General features: G+C 41.1%; 19 protein-coding genes and 1 riboswitch. Of the genes, 8 read left to right on the forward strand and 11 right to left on the reverse strand.

Annotated features, from left to right (window positions below; all coding sequences use genetic code 11):
* Positions 1 to 108: 108 nt before the first annotated feature.
* Positions 109 to 495: a DUF1934 domain-containing protein gene (locus CWM22_09975; GenBank protein AUC92200.1), complete on the reverse strand. Its 387-nt coding sequence runs from the start codon at positions 493 to 495 to the stop codon at positions 109 to 111.
* Positions 496 to 506: 11 nt separating this feature from the next.
* Positions 507 to 1394, reverse strand: coding sequence for a sodium:solute symporter (locus CWM22_09980; protein AUC92201.1), 888 nt, complete (start codon positions 1392 to 1394; stop codon positions 507 to 509).
* A gap of 98 nt (positions 1395 to 1492) precedes the next feature.
* On the opposite strand from CWM22_09980, the gene CWM22_09985 reads away from it, so the two are divergent.
* Together CWM22_09985 and CWM22_09990 are read left to right on the forward strand one after the other, a co-directional pair.
* Complete coding sequence (locus CWM22_09985; GenBank protein ID AUC92202.1) at positions 1493 to 2806, forward strand: HD domain-containing protein; 1314 nt, start codon at positions 1493 to 1495, stop codon at positions 2804 to 2806.
* Positions 2796 to 3605 (forward strand): Cof-type HAD-IIB family hydrolase, encoded by an 810-nt coding sequence (locus tag CWM22_09990; GenBank protein ID AUC92203.1) that lies wholly within the window; start codon positions 2796 to 2798, stop codon positions 3603 to 3605. Before CWM22_09985 ends, CWM22_09990 begins: the two co-directional genes overlap by 11 nt.
* Before the next feature lie 272 nt (positions 3606 to 3877).
* On the opposite strand, the gene CWM22_09995 is transcribed toward CWM22_09990, so the two are convergent.
* The 8 genes from CWM22_09995 to CWM22_10030 all read right to left on the reverse strand — a co-directional run bounded on the left by CWM22_09995 (position 3878) and on the right by CWM22_10030 (position 12526).
* Positions 3878 to 4630: a triose-phosphate isomerase gene (locus CWM22_09995; protein AUC92204.1), complete on the reverse strand. Its 753-nt coding sequence runs from the start codon at positions 4628 to 4630 to the stop codon at positions 3878 to 3880.
* Between the two features lie 174 nt (positions 4631 to 4804).
* Positions 4805 to 6001, reverse strand: a complete 1197-nt coding sequence (gene tuf / locus CWM22_10000; protein AUC92205.1) for an elongation factor Tu — start codon at positions 5999 to 6001, stop codon at positions 4805 to 4807.
* A 123-nt stretch (positions 6002 to 6124) separates the two neighbouring features.
* Positions 6125 to 7087 (reverse strand): hypothetical protein, encoded by a 963-nt coding sequence (locus tag CWM22_10005; GenBank protein ID AUC92882.1) that lies wholly within the window; start codon positions 7085 to 7087, stop codon positions 6125 to 6127.
* A complete protein-coding gene (locus CWM22_10010; protein AUC92206.1) occupies positions 7074 to 7577 on the reverse strand; it encodes an RNA polymerase sigma factor in 504 nt (167 codons plus the stop codon). Before CWM22_10010 ends, CWM22_10005 begins: the two co-directional genes overlap by 14 nt.
* A gap of 114 nt (positions 7578 to 7691) precedes the next feature.
* Positions 7692 to 10388, reverse strand: coding sequence for a phosphoenolpyruvate carboxylase (locus CWM22_10015; protein AUC92207.1), 2697 nt, complete (start codon positions 10386 to 10388; stop codon positions 7692 to 7694).
* Positions 10389 to 10408: 20 nt separating this feature from the next.
* Positions 10409 to 11623 (reverse strand): FtsW/RodA/SpoVE family cell cycle protein, encoded by a 1215-nt coding sequence (locus tag CWM22_10020; protein AUC92208.1) that lies wholly within the window; start codon positions 11621 to 11623, stop codon positions 10409 to 10411.
* A 136-nt stretch (positions 11624 to 11759) separates the two neighbouring features.
* The gene (locus tag CWM22_10025; GenBank protein ID AUC92209.1) at positions 11760 to 12125 is read right to left on the reverse strand and encodes a DUF4430 domain-containing protein; all 366 of its coding nucleotides are present in this window, start codon (positions 12123 to 12125) and stop codon (positions 11760 to 11762) included.
* Positions 12122 to 12526: a preprotein translocase YidC gene (locus CWM22_10030; GenBank protein ID AUC92883.1), complete on the reverse strand. Its 405-nt coding sequence runs from the start codon at positions 12524 to 12526 to the stop codon at positions 12122 to 12124. Before CWM22_10030 ends, CWM22_10025 begins: the two co-directional genes overlap by 4 nt.
* A gap of 314 nt (positions 12527 to 12840) precedes the next feature.
* Here CWM22_10030 and CWM22_10035 point away from each other — a divergent pair, with 314 nt between their 5' ends.
* From CWM22_10035 to lysS, 6 genes are all read left to right on the forward strand, one after another.
* Positions 12841 to 13692 carry a glycosyl hydrolase family 25 gene (locus CWM22_10035; GenBank protein AUC92210.1) on the forward strand — a complete coding sequence of 284 codons (852 nt, stop codon included), beginning with the start codon at positions 12841 to 12843 and terminating at the stop codon, positions 13690 to 13692.
* 23 nt (positions 13693 to 13715) lie between these two features.
* Positions 13716 to 13811: riboswitch (TPP riboswitch) on the forward strand.
* Positions 13812 to 13869: 58 nt separating this feature from the next.
* Positions 13870 to 14418: an energy-coupled thiamine transporter ThiT gene (thiT, locus tag CWM22_10040; protein AUC92211.1), complete on the forward strand. Its 549-nt coding sequence runs from the start codon at positions 13870 to 13872 to the stop codon at positions 14416 to 14418.
* 102 nt (positions 14419 to 14520) lie between these two features.
* On the forward strand, positions 14521 to 15363 hold the full coding sequence (locus CWM22_10045) for a DUF368 domain-containing protein (GenBank protein AUC92212.1): 843 nt from the start codon (positions 14521 to 14523) through the stop codon (positions 15361 to 15363).
* On the forward strand, positions 15363 to 15845 hold the full coding sequence (locus tag CWM22_10050) for an aminoacyl-tRNA deacylase (protein ID AUC92213.1): 483 nt from the start codon (positions 15363 to 15365) through the stop codon (positions 15843 to 15845). The genes CWM22_10045 and CWM22_10050 overlap by 1 nt, the downstream gene beginning before the upstream one ends.
* A gap of 2 nt (positions 15846 to 15847) precedes the next feature.
* Entirely contained in the window at positions 15848 to 16471 is a 624-nt protein-coding gene (locus CWM22_10055) for a histidine phosphatase family protein (GenBank protein AUC92214.1), read from the forward strand.
* Between the two features lie 89 nt (positions 16472 to 16560).
* Positions 16561 to 18051, forward strand: a complete 1491-nt coding sequence (gene lysS, locus CWM22_10060) for a lysine--tRNA ligase (GenBank protein ID AUC92215.1) — start codon at positions 16561 to 16563, stop codon at positions 18049 to 18051.
* 272 nt (positions 18052 to 18323) lie between these two features.
* On the opposite strand, the gene CWM22_10065 is transcribed toward lysS, so the two are convergent.
* On the reverse strand, positions 18324 to 19388 hold the full coding sequence (locus CWM22_10065; GenBank protein AUC92216.1) for an LLM class flavin-dependent oxidoreductase: 1065 nt from the start codon (positions 19386 to 19388) through the stop codon (positions 18324 to 18326).
* Positions 19389 to 19442 lie beyond the last annotated feature (54 nt).

Below are 19442 nucleotides of genomic sequence, written 5' to 3' on the forward strand. Positions count from 1 at the left end.
GGATTGACGACAATATCACGGAATTTTCCGCTAGCTACTCCCTCGATTTGTTAACTATTATATCAAAAATCCCGAGAAATTCAAGAATATTTTTCTGGAAATAAGAGATTATTTCCACGAGATTTCCAAATCATAGGAAGCAAAAAGCTGCTGGTTCTCCAATCCCTTTAATTCATATTGCAACTGGACACTTTGATCCGAACGGTTTAATTGGTAACGTTTTGTATCGGTCACAAAATGCTGGATTCCTAACGGTGTAGGAATGGTCACAATAGCTTCTTTACCAGAAATGAATCGCATAATAGACTTCGGAGTTGAAAAACGTGTCATCACTAACTCTTCTTCGTCACATTTTATGACAACTTTTTCAGCTTCATCGTTACTATAAATGAGATAGAGATTCCCATCTTTTTCCTTAACTTCCACTTGAAATTGCTGATCCACTACCTCAATCTGCCCGTCCAGATCAATTTCATTTCGTAAATGAATATCCATAGTTCCTCCTACTATTTTTTAATCCTAGTAACAAAGGATGAACGAAGCAGAGTAAAGCCTGTATACGCTGCAACGAAGACAACTAAAATTTTCAAATTATTAATATCCAAATTTGATAGGAAGAAAGCGGCTGTCAAAACACCTAGCACCCCACCGACAATGATTCCTGGAACTCCTGGCCAGTTGACACGCCCAGATTGGATAAATTGTTTGGCTCCCGCTGTCATAATCATGGCTGCATTCAACATCATGACTGGTAGTGCAACTGCAGGACTAATTCCCATCAATGAGAAGAAAATCAATTCTGGCGCGTAGTTTCCAAGTCCCATACTCATCAACATGCCCACTAAAAAGTCAAAGGCAATTCCAACAACTAATTTCCAACCAGTTAGGCCTTTTATTTCATTTGTAAGATCTGCGCCCGGGTTGGTTAACATCCTGTAGACCATGAAACAGGCTGCAATTATCAACAAGATACCCAGAATCCGTTGAACTTTTTTGGTATCCCATTTTTGAGTTACCTTGGCACCAACAAAGGCACCCGTAAATGCCGCTGCTGCCATAGCAATCAGAGTGACCATATCAACCTCAACTATCGTAATAAACAATAGCGCCTCTACTAAGACTGGTATGATGTGCGCCGTTGTCATGGTCGCAGGAATTTTACGATCGTCTTCCACCAACTTTGTCAGTTTAAACATAGTGGTTGTCGTTGCAAAGGTTCCAATCCCCAAGGTGTCTAGCAAGTCAGTAACATAACCGATACCAAACCCTGTCCAAAATTTCTCTTTTAGAGAAATATCGTGCTTTTTAGCATAGGATAGAATTGTGTAAAGCATCCAAAGAATTAGGGCTACAATAAAGACCTGAATAGTTAATAAGATAATTTGATTATTCATTTCTCCATTATACCAAAAGATTCCATTGGGTACATAGCAATATCCTTGTGTTTTAGAAAAATCAGGAATTTATCTCCCTTTTTTGTTATAATGAAACTATGATAGAAAAAGTATTTCGCGATCCAGTTCATAACTATGTCCATGTTGATCATGAGCTGATTTATAAACTTATCAATACAAAAGAATTTCAGCGACTACGCCGCATCAAACAACTAGGGACTACTTCCTATACCTTCCATGGTGGCGAGCATAGCCGCTTTTCGCACTGCCTTGGCGCCTACGAAATCGCCAGACGGATTACTCAAAAATTTGAAGACAAGTATCCACAAATCTGGGATACAAATGAGTCCCTACTGACCATGGTTGCTGCGCTACTCCATGATGTCGGACACGGAGCCTATTCTCATACCTTCGAGCGTCTATTTGATACAGACCACGAGGAAATGACCTGTGCTATTATTACTAGTCCAGAAACGGAAATCAATGCTCTGTTGAAACAAGTTTCACCTGAGTTTCCAGACAAGGTTGCTAGTGTTATCAAACACACCTATCCAAATAAACAGGTCGTTCAACTCATTTCGAGTCAGATTGATGTTGACCGAATGGATTATCTATTGCGAGATTCCTACTTCACAGGTGCGAACTATGGTGAATTTGACCTAACTAGGATATTACGTGTCATTCGCCCGACAGAAAATGGAATTGCCTTCAAAGAATCTGGTATGCATGCAGTAGAAGACTACGTTCTCAGCCGCTACCAGATGTACATGCAAGTCTATTTTCATCCAGCAAGCCGCTCTATGGAAGTCCTATTGCAGAATTTACTCAATCGTGCCAAACTACTATATACTAGTGAACAGGAGTTTTTTGCACGAACTTCACCTCGGCTATTACCTTTTTTTGAGCATCGTATCCGTCTAAACGACTACCTCAGTCTTGATGATGGAGTTATGAATACTTACTTTCAATCATGGATAGATGGACCAGATCGTATATTATCTGACTTAGCCCAGCGCTATATCAATAGGAAAGTGCTCAAATCCATCACTTTCAAGGCCGAAGAAGAGGAAGCTTTGGACCGCCTGCGTAGCCTGGTCGCAGATGTCGGGTTCGACCCAGAATACTATACTGCTATTCACCACAACTTTGATTTGCCGTATGACATTTACCGACCGAATGCAGAAAAGAAACGGACTCAAATTGAGATTTATCGCAAAGATGAAACCTTGGTAGAACTATCCTCTCTGTCACCAATTGTTCACTCCTTATCAGGCACAATCCATGGCGATAGCCGCTTCTATTTCCCAAAAGAAATGTTAGAAGAAACAGGAATTTTCGCACCTCAAATAGCTGATTTTAACAGCCACATACATAACGATCATTTTATAATTGGAGAATCAAATGAGCATTAAACTTGTCGCCATCGATATTGATGGCACACTACTAAATAGTCAACACCAAATTACAGCTGAAGTACACTCAGCAATCCAAGAAGCAAAAAAAGCAGGCGTTAAAATTGTTATTGCTACTGGTCGCCCCATTTCCGGTGTTCAAGCAATTTTAGAAGAACTCAATCTTACAGAAGCAGGTGACTACGTCATCACTTTTAACGGTGGCTTAGTCCAAGATGCAGCAACTGGTGAGGATATTGTCAAAGATACCTTGACTTATGAGGATTATCTCGACATCGAATCTGCTGCCCGTAAACTCAAGCTCCCAATGCATGCCAGCACCAAGGAAGGTATCTATACTGCCAACCGTAACATCGGTAAATACACCATTTACGAATCCACACTAGTAAGTGCACCCATTTTCTATCGCACTCCTGAAGAAATGGCTGACAAGGAAATCATCAAAACAATGATGGTTGATGAGCCAGAAATTCTTGATGCTGCTATTCCACTTCTACCGACCAGCTTGACTGAGAAGTACAACGTAGCAAAATCAGCACCATTTTATTTGGAAATCACCCCTAAAACTGTTAACAAGGGACAAGCTATCATTCATCTAGCTGAGAAGCTTGGACTAACAATGGATCAAACCATGGCCATCGGTGACCAAGAAAATGACCGTCCAATGTTGGAAGTTGTTGGTAATCCTGTTGTCATGGAAAACGGAAATCCTGAATTGAAGAAAATCGCCAAATACATTACGAAGTCAAATGATGAGAGCGGTGTAGCTCACGCTCTTAGAGAATGGGTACTGAAATAGCCTCTTAAAATATCAAAAAAAGCATCGAATTCAAAATCCGATGCTTTTTGTTATAGTCTTTTAGTTTACTTTTAGTACTAGGCAACGAGCTGCAGACAGCTTGTACAGTCGAGTGACTGTGCAAGGTTGGAGATAGCACTTGCGGAGCAAGTCACCCCTGCAGAGTACGGCAAAGCGAGTTCAAACAATCCAGTGGAGTGTTTGAAGTTGGAAATAAGGAAACGGAGTTTCCTCTTACGTCGAAGTAATAAAAGAAAAACTAAATGACTATATTAGAAGTTCAACAAAGCCAAGAAACTTTCTGCTTCAAGTGATGCACCACCAACAAGCGCACCGTCAACGTCTGGACATGCCATGTATTCAGCAACGTTTGATGGATTTACAGAACCACCGTATTGAACGCGAACCTTGTCTGCAACTTCTTGACCGAAATCAGCAGCAACAACCTCACGAACAGCTTTACACATGTTTTGTGCATCATCTTTAGTAGCTGATTTACCAGTACCGATTGCCCAGATTGGCTCGTAAGCAATAACAAGTGATGCTACTTGTTCAGCAGTCAAGCCTTTCAAAGCTGCAGAAACTTGTGCACCTACGAATTCAACTGCTTTACCAGCTTCGTAAGTTTCAAGTGACTCACCACAACAGATGATTGGAGTCAAACCGTTACGGAAGATTGCATGAGCTTTTTTATTAATATCTTCATCAGTTTCGTGGAAGTAATCACGACGCTCTGAGTGACCGATAACAACATAGTTAACACCCATTTCAGCCAATACTTTTGGAGATGTTTCACCAGTGAAGGCACCAGCATCTTCAAAGTAGCAGTTTTGAGCAGCAACTTTCAATTCAGAATCTTTAGCGAACCATAAGAGAGCGTTCAAATCTACAGCTGGAGCTGCGATAGCTGCTTCAATTTTGTCGCCTGCAGGCAATTTTCCTGCAATTGCCTCAACGAAAGCTTGTGCTTCTTGAGGGTTTTTGTTCATTTTCCAGTTACCGGCAATGATTGGTTTACGTGACATTTCACTTACCTCTTCTATATTTATTGTACAAGGTACATTATAGCATAAACTTAGCTAAGATTAAAGAATTTCTGTGCATTTTATGAATACTTACAGAAAAACTCTCTACCCGAAAGTAGAGAGTTACAATTAAGTTGTCTGACTATAATTGTTATTTCTGGGAACTCAATCGAATTAAGCTTCGATTTCTGTAACCATACCTGAACCAACAGTACGTCCACCTTCACGGATAGAGAAAGTAGTACCTTGTTCAACGGCGATTGGGTGGATCAATTCAACGTCGATAGTAACGTTATCACCAGGCATTACCATTTCAGTACCTTCTGGCAATTTGATTGAACCAGTTACGTCAGTTGTACGGAAGTAGAACTGTGGACGGTAGTTGTCGAAGAATGGAGTGTGACGTCCACCTTCTTCTTTAGTAAGGATGTAAACTTCACCTTTGAATTTAGTGTGTGGGTTGATAGAACCTGGTTTAGAGATAACTTGACCACGTTCGATTTCATCACGTTGTACACCACGAAGAAGCACACCAACGTTATCGCCGGCAAGACCTTCGTCAAGTTGTTTACGGAACATTTCAACACCAGTAACAACTGCTTTAGATTTTTCTTCTTGAAGACCAACGATTTCGATTTCGTCGTTAACACGAACTGTACCACGGTCGATACGTCCTGATGCTACAGTACCACGACCAGTGATTGAGAATACGTCTTCGACTGGAAGCAACAATGGTTTGTCAGTGTCGCGTTCTGGTTCTGGAATGTACTCATCAACAGTGTTCATCAATTCCATAACGATGTCTTCGTACTTAGTGTCACCTTCAAGAGCTTTAAGAGCTGAACCTTGGATAACTGGAAGATCATCACCTGGGAAATCGTATTCTGAAAGAAGGTCACGGATTTCCATTTCAACCAACTCAAGCAATTCTTCATCGTCAACCAAGTCAACTTTGTTCATGAAGACGATAAGGTGTTTAACACCAACCTGACGTGAAAGAAGGATGTGCTCACGAGTTTGTGGCATTGGACCGTCAGTTGAAGCTACTACAAGAATCGCACCGTCCATCTGAGCAGCACCAGTGATCATGTTTTTAACGTAGTCCGCGTGTCCTGGAGCGTCGATGTGAGCATAGTGACGTTTTTCAGTTTCGTACTCAACGTGTGCAGTGTTGATAGTGATACCGCGCTCGCGCTCTTCTGGAGCAGCATCGATAGACGCATAGTCTTTAGGTTGGTTAACTGATGAAGGCAAGCGACGTGCCAATACAGTTGTGATAGCTGCTGTCAAAGTAGTTTTACCGTGGTCAACGTGTCCAATTGTACCAATGTTAACGTGGGGTTTACTACGATCGTATTTTTCTTTTGCCATTTTGGTAAAAGCCTCCAATAAAATATATTTTATAGATAGACAGTAGGCAATACGGTCTAACTTTACCTTACTATTCTATCAAATTGTAGCAGAATTGCAAGCATTTTCTACCGTTTTTCTGATTTATTCCACATCTAGCTGATAATAGGGCTGATTTTGGACACTGGCTCCGATGCTGGAAGCGTAGATCCAGTCGGCATTTTCTAGCTCTACAAAGTCTTCTGCTCTGCCTGTGAGAATAATGCCTGCGAATTCTAATCTATCAATCTCTGCTTGCTGGGTGAAGTCGGTGTCGCCGAATTTGTTGACATAAGCTTGTACATCACCCTTGATTTCAGGAGAGAGGGCGTAATCGCCTTGGTAGTCCACCAATTCTTTCATCACAGTAAGGGGGCTTGTATAAGGAACAAGGTCATCTGTGGCTACTTCTGCTGTCACTGCTTGTAGTTGTTCGGAATCCATGCCGAATAGACTGACTAGGGATAAGTATTCTGTTCTCAGCTGAGATTTTTCCGTCCCAATCCAATACCAATTCTTTTTGAGGTTATTTGGGACCATGTTCCTTATCTCTGCTAATGTATATTTCTTATCAAAGGTAATGGCCACTTCTATTAGCTGCCCTTTCATCTCCTTAGTATAGGATAATTCCTGACGGCCAGAAGCTGTTTTAGTATTGTAAAAGATCGGTAACTTGCTGTTGCTATCTTGGTGGTAGTAATATTCTTCAGAACCCTCTGGGAAATACTGACCAAAATTAGCAAAGATTCCATATAAGTTATAATCTACTTCCAGATGCCCAAACGCAAAAGGCACACCTGCCAAATCCTTTGACAAATTATAATCAACATAGCCTGAAACAATTCCTATTTCATTAACATAGAATCGTTCCACATCTACATTTGGATAGGTTACCTGAAGGACACGATTAAAATGCTCCTGTGCCTGCTGACTCCGATAGTTAGAAAACAAACGGAGGGCATAGAGACTGGATAATAGTAAAACAATTCCCACTATACTACTAAGCCCAACGGTCTTCCATAAATTCTTCCGCTTACTCTTTTTTGTCACTTCTTCAAAAGTCTTCATAGTCATATCCTCTCTCTTCTAGTGCTTTCCTCAACTGTTTGCGTCCACGGTAAAGGCTGATTTTCACCCAACTTTGACCAGCACCTAAAATATGCGCAATCTCTTTGACACTCATATCTTGGAAGTAGTATAAGTCAATCACTTGCTGGTATTTTTCTGGCAGGTCTGCAACAGCTTGATAGAGTTCCTCATAATCTTCTTGGTCATAGACCAAAAAATTTTCAGGTGTAAAAAACTCCTTTTGTAAAATTTCATGGTAGCGCTTGTCTCGCCTGTATTTGTCAATGTAAGCCCGAACTGCAGATCGGTAAAGCCAAGCTCTTAGTTTTTCGAAAGGAAGGACAATATCAGATTCAAGCAATTTGACTAGAACATCTTGGGCAATATCCTGACTGTCAGCTGGGCCGGCTCCTGATTTTTGCAAATAGTAGGAAATCTCCTCTGCAATACCAATAATTTCTTTTTCATATTCATCTAATTTGATGCCCATCTCCTCTTTTCACTAATAAAACGAATGAAATTCAATTTGGTTACAATTTTTTAAAAACATTATATCCTTTACAGTATTAAAAAAGCAACCTCCGAAGAAGTTGCTTAAATAAGATTAACCAGAATTTCGTAAACCTGTCGCCACACCGTTGATGGTGATGTGGATGAGGTTTTCTTGTTCCTTGCTGAGTTCGCCACGGCGGAGGCGGTTAATCAGTTCAATTTGAATATAGTTGAGCACATTGAAATAAGGCATACGATAATCAAGACTAGCTTTTAGGAACGGTAGTTCTGCTAAAAGCTCATCATTTTGCTCGATTGACAAAATAATTTCTTTGGTCAACTGCCATTCATCTAAAATGACATGGAAGATATTTCGTACCTCTTCGCTTTCACACATTTTAGCATATTCAAATGCGATATTCATATTGGATTTAGACAATACCATATCCACGTTTGATAGAAGTGAACGGAAGAATGGCCAAGATTCATACATTTTTTGTAACTTAGACAAATTATCAGGGTGCTTATCAATAAAGCGTTTGAAACTTGAACCAACTCCATACCAACCTGGCAACATGACACGGTTTTGTGACCAGGAGAATACCCATGGAATCGCACGCAAACCACCGATTTCTGTGATGGTTTTTCGAGCCGCTGGACGTGAGCCAATGTTCAAGCTTGATACTTCACGAATTGGACTAGCGGCAAAGAAATAATCATAAAAATGTGGATTATTGAACACAAGATCTCTATATATACGATAGCTATCTGATACAATTTCATCCATGGTTTCGCGATAGCCATCGATTTCATTTGGATCGGTAATCATTTGTGTGACCATACGGTCAAGCGTTGCAGATACCAGCATTTCTAAATTATAGTAGGCTGCGTCTTTGTTACCGTATTTATTACCTATCACTTCGCCTTGTTCTGTCAAACGAAGCCGGTCCTTGATGGAACCAAATGGCTGAGATGTAATCGCATCGTAGGAAGGACCACCACCACGACCAACAGTACCTCCACGACCGTGGAAGAAGGTGATGTTTACTCCGTAGTCTTGACCAATTTGCGTCAATTCATTCTGTGCTTTGTAGAGTGTCCAGCCGGAGGATAGGTAGCCACCATCCTTGTTGGAATCTGAGTAGCCAAGCATGATTTCTTGGTAATATTTATTGCCTGCAATCCAACGTTTCGCTAAATCTAATTGCAGATATTGACGCATGGTATCAGGTGCATTATCTAAGTCCTCGATTGTCTCAAAAAGTGGAACAATCTGAACACGGGCCTTATCGACATCTACTAGACCAACTTCTTTTAATAGGACAGCTAATTCCAGCAAATCAGAAACACTCTCCGAGTGTGAAATAATATGTTGCTTGATGATTTCCTCACCTAGCTTATCTTTCAATTCACGCGCAGCAGCAAAGATGGCCAGTTCTTTTTCTAATTGTTCTGACTTTGGCATGTGCGTTGCAGAAAGAATGCGTGGATCTGTTTCCAACTGTTTCAAAAGAACATGGCATTTAGCTTCCTCAGATAAACTGGAGTAGTCTTCTACGATACGGGCAGAAGCCAATAGTTCCGCAACACTTGCTTCATGAATAGAAGAGTCTTGGCGCATATCGATACTAGCTAGGTAGAAACCAAACGCTTCAACCGCTTCAAGCAATTCTGTAAAATCACCTTTCAATAGCGCCATAGATTTATTTTCGACCAAAGATTGTTTGATGGCTAATAAATCAGCTTTAAACTCGGCTACATTACTATAGCGGACATCTGACGGCTTATTGTGAACTAGATAATCTCTTGTATTTGCAAGTTTCATCTGAATATAGTGAAAAGCACGACGATAAGGCTCATTTTCACGGTAGACAGAACTATCTTCAGATAAATCCGCCAGCATCTTAACCGCTGTAGATACATTTACAATGGAAGTTGAGAGCGAAAAATTCCGATAGAGTTTATAGAGTTGCTCATCGTAATAATTCATAATGACTTCACACTGAGTCAAAGCTGACAGCTTCAAGGTCTCTGCAGTAACAAATGGATTTCCATCACGGTCTCCCCCAATCCACATACCCATTGTAATTGGACGAGGATTATTTAAGACGATTCCTTTCTCAGCGGCCAAACGTTTGTATTCCCGCTGCAACTTAGTGACAGCCTTAATAAAGGAAGAATTGTAATACTCCATAACGTTTGTGATTTCGTTGGTTACCTTCAACTTCTTCTCACGAATCATATCCGTCTGCATGATAATTTCAATGTAACAACGGAGCTCATCTTCCCATTTGTTTTTATTGAGCAAGCCCAATTTTACATCGCGATAACGACGAAGCAACTCATGAATATGCTTGGTTAAATCAAGCATAGACTGGCGTTGAACCTGAGTAGGATGGGCTGTCAAGACTGGAACAACATTCAACTTTTCAAGGATTTCAGCTGCATTTTCTTGTTTGGAAACCATATCAATTGTTGTTGAAATCTTACCAAGATAATCTTGATCAATATTGTTTTGATGGTTGATTTCATAGGCCAAATCAACATCTTCTGATATATTAATCAAAAGTGGCAAAACAGCAAAGTATCGAGAAATAACTGCTAGTTCATCATTATTCAACTGACTGATAATAGCAATCAATGCCTGATAATCATCCTGACGAGACAATTGTGATAATTCTACAATTTTAGCAAAAGTCTCTACAGGCATCATTTGGGCTGCTACTTCTTCCAAAATAGATGTTAGAATCGTTACTTCTTCACGGATTGCTTCCTTGTTGTTATAGTTTTCTAATTTTTGAATAGCCATCTCCTACCTCTTTCCTATCTCTAAATTAGCGTACGCTCTATTTCTTCTTCAATTAATCGACGTTTTTCATTAGCATCAATATTCAAAACAAACCCTATCCCGATGGAAATAATCAAAAGACTCGATCCACCCTGTGACAAGAAGGGGAAAGTTACCCCCGTTGCAGGAATAATTCCTGAAATTCCTCCGATATTGACAAATGTTTGAATCAGAAGCATACCTGCCATTCCAAGTGCCATCATCGCATTAAATGGACTACGAGCACGGACGCCTACAATAATAATTCGAATAATCAAAAAGAACAATAAGGCTAGAATTAAACTAGCTCCGACAAAACCGAGTTCTTCAATGACAATCGAAAACGCAAAGTCGGTGTGGGCCTCTGGTAGATACCCCTTTTTCTCAATCGAATTTCCCAAGCCACGTCCAAGCCATCCACCGTTACTCATCGCATAGTAAGAATGAGTCAATTGAAGACCTGAGTTGGTGGCATTACCAAATGGATCAAAATAGGCAGCAAAACGACGAGCAATATAACCAAAGAGCGGAATTTTTTCCACCGTTTCTACACCCAAAATACGAATCGTCCCTAGAATAACTGTTGAGGCGGCTACAATTCCCAAAACCGCTGTTGAAAACCAGCGATAGGCAATCCCACTCACACTAATCATCACGACCATAATCAGCACAATAATCGTCGCATTTCCCAAGTCTGGCAGTGTCGCAACTAGACCTAGGAGGAGCAGACTGACCACCCGCCAATCTGTAAACTCTTTCGGAATCCAACTTCCTTTAATCAACGATACATAGTCATAAGTCCGAATATCCGCCTGTTGTTTTGCAAACTCATGTGCCAGATACCAAATGATAATTAATTTCAAATATTCTGCCGGCTGCAAGGTTCCTGCGATTGGCAGAGGAATCCAGCCATGAGCCCCGTTAATCGGAGTAAACAACCGAGAAATAGCTAACAGAAATACTTCTACCAAAATAACCGAATAGATAACGGCTTTCTTGCGTAAAAAACTTAATTTCATACGATAAATCGTATAGATTGCTACCAAGCTGACAATCCAGAATCCTGCCTGGTTAATCACTGTTCTAAATGGATTTCTACCATTAATAATTTGCGTAGCACTGGTTGTCGAATAGACCATGACCAACCCAATCACCGATAAGATGAGATAGGGAATCAGTATGGAGTAATTCAACAACTGGCGTTTGTCAATCTTCATTGCTTATCCAACCTTCTTCGAGTATAGCTCTTATTATAGCATACTTTGTATAAAAATACTTATCACTTTCTAAGTTGCTCTGCAAACATTCGGAACTAACTTTTGTCGACAAGAAAAAGGCCGAAGCCTTTCATATCTATTCAAATGTTTCAAGATAAAATTCAATTTCATCCCCATTCGCAACTGTAAGGTCTTTCGCCCCTTTATCAGCCATTTGGCCATTAACTTTATACATCCAGTATGTATTGGTACTCGCATCTTGGCTAACACCATCAATTTCTGTTATCAAACCATTGTCTTCTACAATGTCATGATGTTCTTTAAGTACATCCATGACACTATCACCTTCTTCCGCAGTCACTTCCTGACGATTCTCTTTGTCCTTGGTTGTAATCTGCAAAGTGACTTCGATAGCCGATTCACTCTGTTTCTCAGTAGTGTTTGTACAAGCAGCCAAGAAGAGCGAGAAGACAACCATCAACATAATACTAATTTTTTTCATTTATAAAATCTCCTAAAAATATAATCAATAATTGGATAAAACAAAACTGTTGAAGCAGCGTGTAAACCATCAAAGACTAGACCATTAAGCCAAAAGACGATAGGGGAAGTCCCAAACTGTGTAGCAGATAAAAAACTTATCATTAGCCCATACAAAAAGACAAGAATCCCCGCCAGAAGACTCTGTAGCCACAAGGGAATGTTCTCTTTTTTGATAAAAGGACCGATTACCAACCACCATATCAATTGGATAAAAGCAAAACTAAGAACTTGCCACAAAACAACTGTGCCAAATCCAAAAAGCAAGCCACTCCCTACCATCACTAGTATCATCAATATCCAGCTCTCCAGCAAACTGAAATAGGACAGAACAATGAGGAAAATAGCCGTGAGAGGCTTTATATTGGGAAATGGCCCAAAAACCACCCTTAAAACAATCGTCAAAGAGGACAGAACAACTAGCTGACTAACACGTCTTACTTTTTCACTTTTGTCATGCATACCAATTTAGCCTACCCTATTCCCTTTATTATGTCAAGTTCAGATAATCTTTTAGGGGACCTCTAAAAACTAATTTTCTAAAATTTAAAATGTTGATTTAACAAGGTTTTTGTAACTCCAAATTCGCAATTTTGGGAGTTTTTAGAGGTCCCCTTTACTATTTCTTGAATCGTATTTTTTTGATTTTTTCATGATTTTACGGTAGAATTGAGGAGATGAGAAAGAAACTAAATCCGATGATTGTTGTTTTTTTCCTATCCTTCTTTGCTCTTATTTTCATCACTGGGGTGACTGGAAATACTGTAAATAAGACGGAGGCAGCTAACGAACCCGCAGTCACACAATCAAACACCAGTACAAGTTCTAAAACAACAAATTCTAGTTCAAGTTATTACATTGCAAATGCGCTCGAAATGAAACCTATCATCGACGTTTCTGCTTGGCAGAGACCGTCTGAAATTGACTACGATACACTTAGCAAAAACATTTCTGGCGCAATCGTTCGTATTCAAAGTGGATCACACACTAAAAACGAAAATACTGCGACTGATAAAAATGGGGTAGATAAATCCTTTGATACCCATATTAAAGAATTTCAAGCAAGAAATATACCTGTTGCTGTCTATGCCTATGTCACGGGAAATAGCATTGAGAGCATGCAGGAGGAAGCTCGAAGCTTTTATAAGGCCGCAAATAAATACAAGCCAACCTTCTATTGGTTAGACGTTGAAGAATATACCATGGATGATATGAATGCTGGAGTGGAGGCTTTTCGAAAAGAGTTAGAAACTCTCGGTGCTAAAAACATTGGAATTTACGTTGGAACCTATTTCATGGAAGACCACAGCATCAATGTGGATAAATTTGATGCAGTCTGGATTCCTACATACGGTGATGATTCTGGCTACTACAATGCCGCTCCAAATACTGACTTGGACTACGATCTTCACCAATATACCTCACGTGGTTATGTAAACGGCTTTGAGCACCACCTAGACCTCAACATTATTACAACCCTGAAGGGTCCTAATGAAGTTTATCAGAAACTATTTACAACACCCGAATAAAATGCTACAATCTCACTAATTACATATACACAAAGGAGTGCTTCGGCTGAGATCGCAACTGCGAAATCCTCGAACCTGATCTGGTTAACACTAGCGTAGGAATTGTGTGCTTTATAGAATGATACTATACTCTGCTATAAACACTCCTTTGTTGACTATCTACAAAGGAGTCTTTTTATGTCCAAATCCAAATTGTCTATTCTAGCTGAAGTTGCTATCTTTTCTGCAATTGCCCTCGTTTTTGACAAAATCCCGCTCTTTACAATGCCCCAAGGTGGATCTGTGTCTTTAGTCATGCTTCCAATCCTACTGCTTGCTCTGCGCCACGGACTAGGGGTGGGGGTTCTTACTGGTGGTATTGTCGGAACCATTCAACTTTTCTACGGTGGCTACTTCCTAAACGTTTTTCAAGTTTTTCTTGACTACGCACTTTCTTACGCCGGAATTGGTTTAGCAGGCTTAGTGGCACCCACCCTATCCAAACAAAAAAATCTAAAAAATGCTACTCTCATCATTACTCTGGCTAGTTTTCTAGGAGGAAGCATCCGATTGGTAGCTACCTTCTTATCAGGAATTATTTTCTACGCAGACTACGCTCCAGATGGTATGCCTGTCTGGTTTTATTCCTTTACCTACAATATCAGCTATATTCTTCCTTCCACTGCAATTGCCTCTATTCTGCTCATTTTACTCTATAGAGCAAGACCAGGTTTTTACAATATTTAACCAAAACTGCCTGCTGGATTTTATCTAACAGGCAGTCTTTTTAATTATTTTTACTTGCTTTATGCTATAATAGGAGCGTTATAATACATTTTGGAGGAAATTATGGCTTCTTGGATTTCAAGAATTATTAAAGGTATGATTATCGCACTCGGCTTTATCTTACCTGGTGTCTCTGGGGGGGTACTCGCTGCTATCCTCGGAATCTATGAGCGACTAATTGGATTTTTAGCAAATATTCGAAAAGATTTCAAGGAAAACTTTCTTTATTTTGTTCCTGTAGGAATTGGTGGAATTTTGGGAATCGCCCTTTTCTCTTTCCCTGTAGAATTTTTATTGCAACATTTCCAAGTCCCAGTTTTGTGGGCCTTTGCGGGAGCAATCGTGGGAACTATTCCTAGCCTACTTAAAGAATCAACTCAAAAGAGTAAACGAGATAGCATTGATTTGGCTTGGTTGATTGGGACATTCATTATTTCTGGCTTCCTACTTTACAATTTGAGCGATCTTGTCGGGACACTTCCAGCTACTTTTGCTAGTTTTGTATTGGCAGGTGCCTTGATTGCTTTAGGGGTACTTGTTCCTGGACTCAGCCCTTCAAACTTACTATTGATTTTGGGTATCTACACGCCAATGCTTAATGGCTTTAAATCGTTAGACCTTTTCGGTACCTTCCTACCAATCGCAATCGGTGGCGTTCTTGCAATGGTGGCCTTTTCAAAAGTAATGGACCATGCTCTGAAAGTATACCATTCACGTGTTTATCACTTTATCATTGGGATTGTTTTATCATCTACCCTCTTGATTTTAATTCCGCAAGCTGGCAATGAAGAAGCTATTTCCTACGCTGGTGCAGGATTTGGTACATGGATTTCCGCAGTCCTTCTCTTCATTTTGGGAGCATGGTTAGGGCTTTGGATGAGTAAACTTGAGGAAAAATATAAATAATGGCAAAAAAGGTTAAAATAAAGAAAACCTTGGTGGACCAAATATTGGACAAGGCTAAGATCGATCATGATAGCCTTGTTTTAAATGCCCTTGAAGGCCAATTACCACCAGGAATTGAAGAAAAAGATATATACAAAACGTTGGCATTAACAGGTGATAAGACAGGACCTGTCATTGGTATTGTGCCTATTACTGAGCACCTGTCTGAGAAAAAATTAGCCAAGATCTCTGGCAATAAAAAAGTCAGCATGATTCCACAAAAAGACTTGGAAAAGACAACTGGCTATGTTCATGGTGCCAACAATCCCGTCGGCATTCGTCAGAAGCATAATTTCCCAATCTACATTGATCAATCTGCCCTTGAACTCGGTCACTTGATTGTCTCTGCTGGTGAAATTGGTCGCTCGATTAAAATCGATAGCCAGGTTTTAGCTGATTTTGTAAAAGCTGACTTTGCCGATTTGATTGAGGGGAGGGACTAGACTTGAAAATCTACTTTGTCCGTCACGGTAAAACCGAATGGAATTTGGAGGGGCGCTTTCAAGGCTATTCTGGGGACTCTGCCCTCCTGCCACAAGCCTTGGAAGAGGTTGACTTGCTCGGAAAACACTTGGCTGACCTACCTCTTGATGCCATCTACTCCAGCGACTTACAGCGTGCAGAAAAAACTGCCCAATTCATTGCCCAGCACAACCGCCACTGCCAGCAAGTTACGACCAGTCCTCAACTACGTGAATGGAATTTTGGACAGCTGGAAGGCACTAAAATCGAGGATTTCAAGTCTGCCTATCCTCAAGAATTTTTCGCCTTGAAGCACAACCTGACAGATTTTCACTCAGAATTGTTTGGTGCCGAGTCGGTTGAACAAGTCACCCAGCGGTTCATGGAGTTTATCTACTCGCTCAAGGATACGGCTGCTGAAACAGTCCTTATTGTCAGCCACGGAGCTATCCTAACCGCTTCCATTCATCGACTGCTGGGCTTTCCTCTCGACCAACTTCGTCACCGAGGCGGTTTGGACAATGCTTCCATTTCCATTTTGGAAACGACCGACTTTGAACACTTTACCGAACTAACTTGGAATGATACTCGTTATAAATCTCACTAAGAAAGTAGTTTCCTGCTTTCTTTTTTGCTGATTTTTTCCCTATTCTATGATAGAATAGAAAGAACAGACTTTGGAGGAATGAAAATTTTATGTCAACTGAACATTTTGAAGAATTAAATGACCAACAGATTGTCCGTCGTGAGAAAATGACGGCTCTTTCTGAACAGGGAATTGACCCATTTGGAAAACGTTTTGAGCGTTCTGCCAACTCAGCTGAATTGAAGGCCCAGTACGAAGACAAATCAAAAGAAGACTTGGAAGAATTGGGCCAAACAGCGATCATCGCAGGTCGTATTATGACCAAGCGTGGTAAGGGTAAAGCAGGTTTTGCTCACATTCAAGACCGCGAAGGCCAAATTCAGATCTACGTTCGTAAGGATGATGTTGGCGAAGAAAACTATGAAATCTTCAAAAAAGCAGACCTTGGTGACTTTATCGGTGTCGAGGGAGATGTTTTCAAGACCAACGTTGGTGAGCTTTCTATCCATGCTCGCAAGTTGACTCACCTATCTAAGGCGCTCCGCCCATTGCCAGAAAAATTCCACGGTTTGACAGACATCGAAACCCGCTACCGCAAACGTTATTTGGACTTGATTACCAACCGTGAAAGCTTTGATCGCTTTGTGACTCGCTCAAAAATCATCTCAGAAATCCGCCGTTACCTTGACGGACTCGGTTTCTTGGAAGTGGAGACACCTGTCCTTCACAACGAAGCTGGTGGTGCTGCTGCCCGTCCATTCATCACCCACCACAATGCCCAAAACATTGACATGGTCCTTCGTATCGCGACCGAACTCCACCTCAAACGCCTGATTGTCGGCGGTATGGAACGCGTTTATGAAATCGGACGCATCTTCCGTAACGAAGGTATGGATGCGACTCACAACCCTGAGTTCACTTCCATTGAGGTTTACCAAGCTTATGCAGACTACCAAGACATCATGGACTTGACCGAAGGTATTATCCAGCACACTGCCAAGGCTGTTGTCGGCGACGGTCCTGTGACTTATCAGGGCACTGAAATTGCTATCCATGAGCCATTCAAGCGTATCCACATGGTTGACGCTATTAAGGAACAAACTGGCGTGGACTTCTGGCAAGAGATGAGCTTCGAAGAAGCAAAAGCCCTAGCAGCTGAGCACAAAGTCCCTGTAGAAAAACACCATACAGAAGTTGGTCAAATCATCAACAACTTCTTTGAAGAATACGTTGAAGCAACTCTTATCCAACCAACCTTTGTCTATGGTCACCCAGTAGCCGTATCTCCACTGGCTAAGAAAAACGATGAAGACCCACGCTTCACAGACCGCTTTGAGCTCTTCATCATGACCAAGGAATACGGAAACGCCTTTACAGAATTGAACGACCCAATCGACCAATTGGAACGCTTTGAAGCCCAAGCCAAGGCTAAAGAACTCGGTGACGACGAAGCGACAGGCGTTGACTACGATTACATCGAAGCCCTCGAATACGGTATGCCACCAACAGGCGGCCTCGGAATCGGTATCGACCGTCTCTGCATGCTTTTGACAGATACTACTACTATTCGGGATGTGTTGCTATTTCCGACAATGAAGTAAGAAACAGTAGCTTGCTAGTATTATTTTCACTAGAATGTTCCAATCGCTTTCATGTTTCTTGGCGATTGGCTGAAAAGGTCTCCCATACCTTTTCACTCCCGACGATGAAATAAAAATTACAAACTGTTTAACACCGTTACTTAAAACACTCTTGGAAATTCTAAGAGTGTTTTTGCATTCAAAAAATCCCAACCACATGGTCAGGATTTTCAGGAGATTATGAAAAATATTTAGGATTGACTATAGTATAACTCATCCTATCAACTATCTCATCAGTCTTGGGACTGATTCTCTTCTTTTTTTGCAAAATAATCTCGGACAATTGGCGCAACTTCTTTTCCGTAGAGTTCGATAGCACGGAGGACATCTTCATGTGGCATTGATCCGATTGGGAGATGGAGGAAGAAACGGTCCAAGTCAAGTGTTTCAATAGTCTTGATAATTTTTTCAGCGACTCGTTTTGGATCTCCGACGATGGTTGCTCCTTCGTCTGTCAGAGAGTAGAGATATTGCGCCTTGGTCATCTCGCTCCAATGTGGGCGGTCTTTGGCAATATTGTCCGTAATTACTTTGGTTGGATGATAGTATTCTTCCACAGCCTTGTCATGGTCGTCTGCAATCCAACCCCAAGAATGGGCTGCAACTTTCGTTTTCTTTGGATCATGACCTGAGTTGCGAGCAACCTTGCGATAAGCATCGACTAAAGGTTTAAAGCGATGGGCACCTGCACCAATGACTGCATACACGATTGGCAGGCCTTTCTTAGCAATCTTGATGGTAGACTCTACATTGCCCCCAGTTGCAACCCAGATCGGAAAATCTTCCTGAACAGGACGTGGATAGACTGGCTTATTATCGACTGACTGGGTAAAATGCCCATCCCACTTGAGATTGGTTTCCTTATCGATTTCCAGAAGCATATCCAACTTTTCATCGAAGAGTTCTTCATAGTCATGGAGATCATAACCAAACAAGGGGAATGACTCGGTAAAGGAACCACGACCCGCCATGATTTCCGCTCTGCCATTTGACAAAGCATCAATGGTGGTGTACTGCTGGTAAAGTCTCACAGGATCCATGGAGGAAAGGATTGAAACTGCTGATGTTAGCTTGATATGCTTGGTATTGACGGCACCAGCTGCCAGCACAATCTCAGGTGCAGAAACCGCAAAATCTTCTCGGTGATGCTCCCCAATCCCATAAACATCAAGTCCCACCGCATCTGCTAGTTCGATTTCTTTGACTAGCTGACGAATCCGCTCGTCGTGGCTGTAAGTTTCCCCTGTTTTTTCTAGTGGAGTTGTTTCGCCAAATGTTGAAATGCCTAATTCTACCATGATGTGTTCTCCTTTGAAATCACTATTTCTTAATTGACGCGTCTATTTTATCTC

The organism is Streptococcus suis, from assembly GCA_002831545.1.
Lineage (GTDB): Bacteria > Bacillota > Bacilli > Lactobacillales > Streptococcaceae > Streptococcus > Streptococcus suis_P.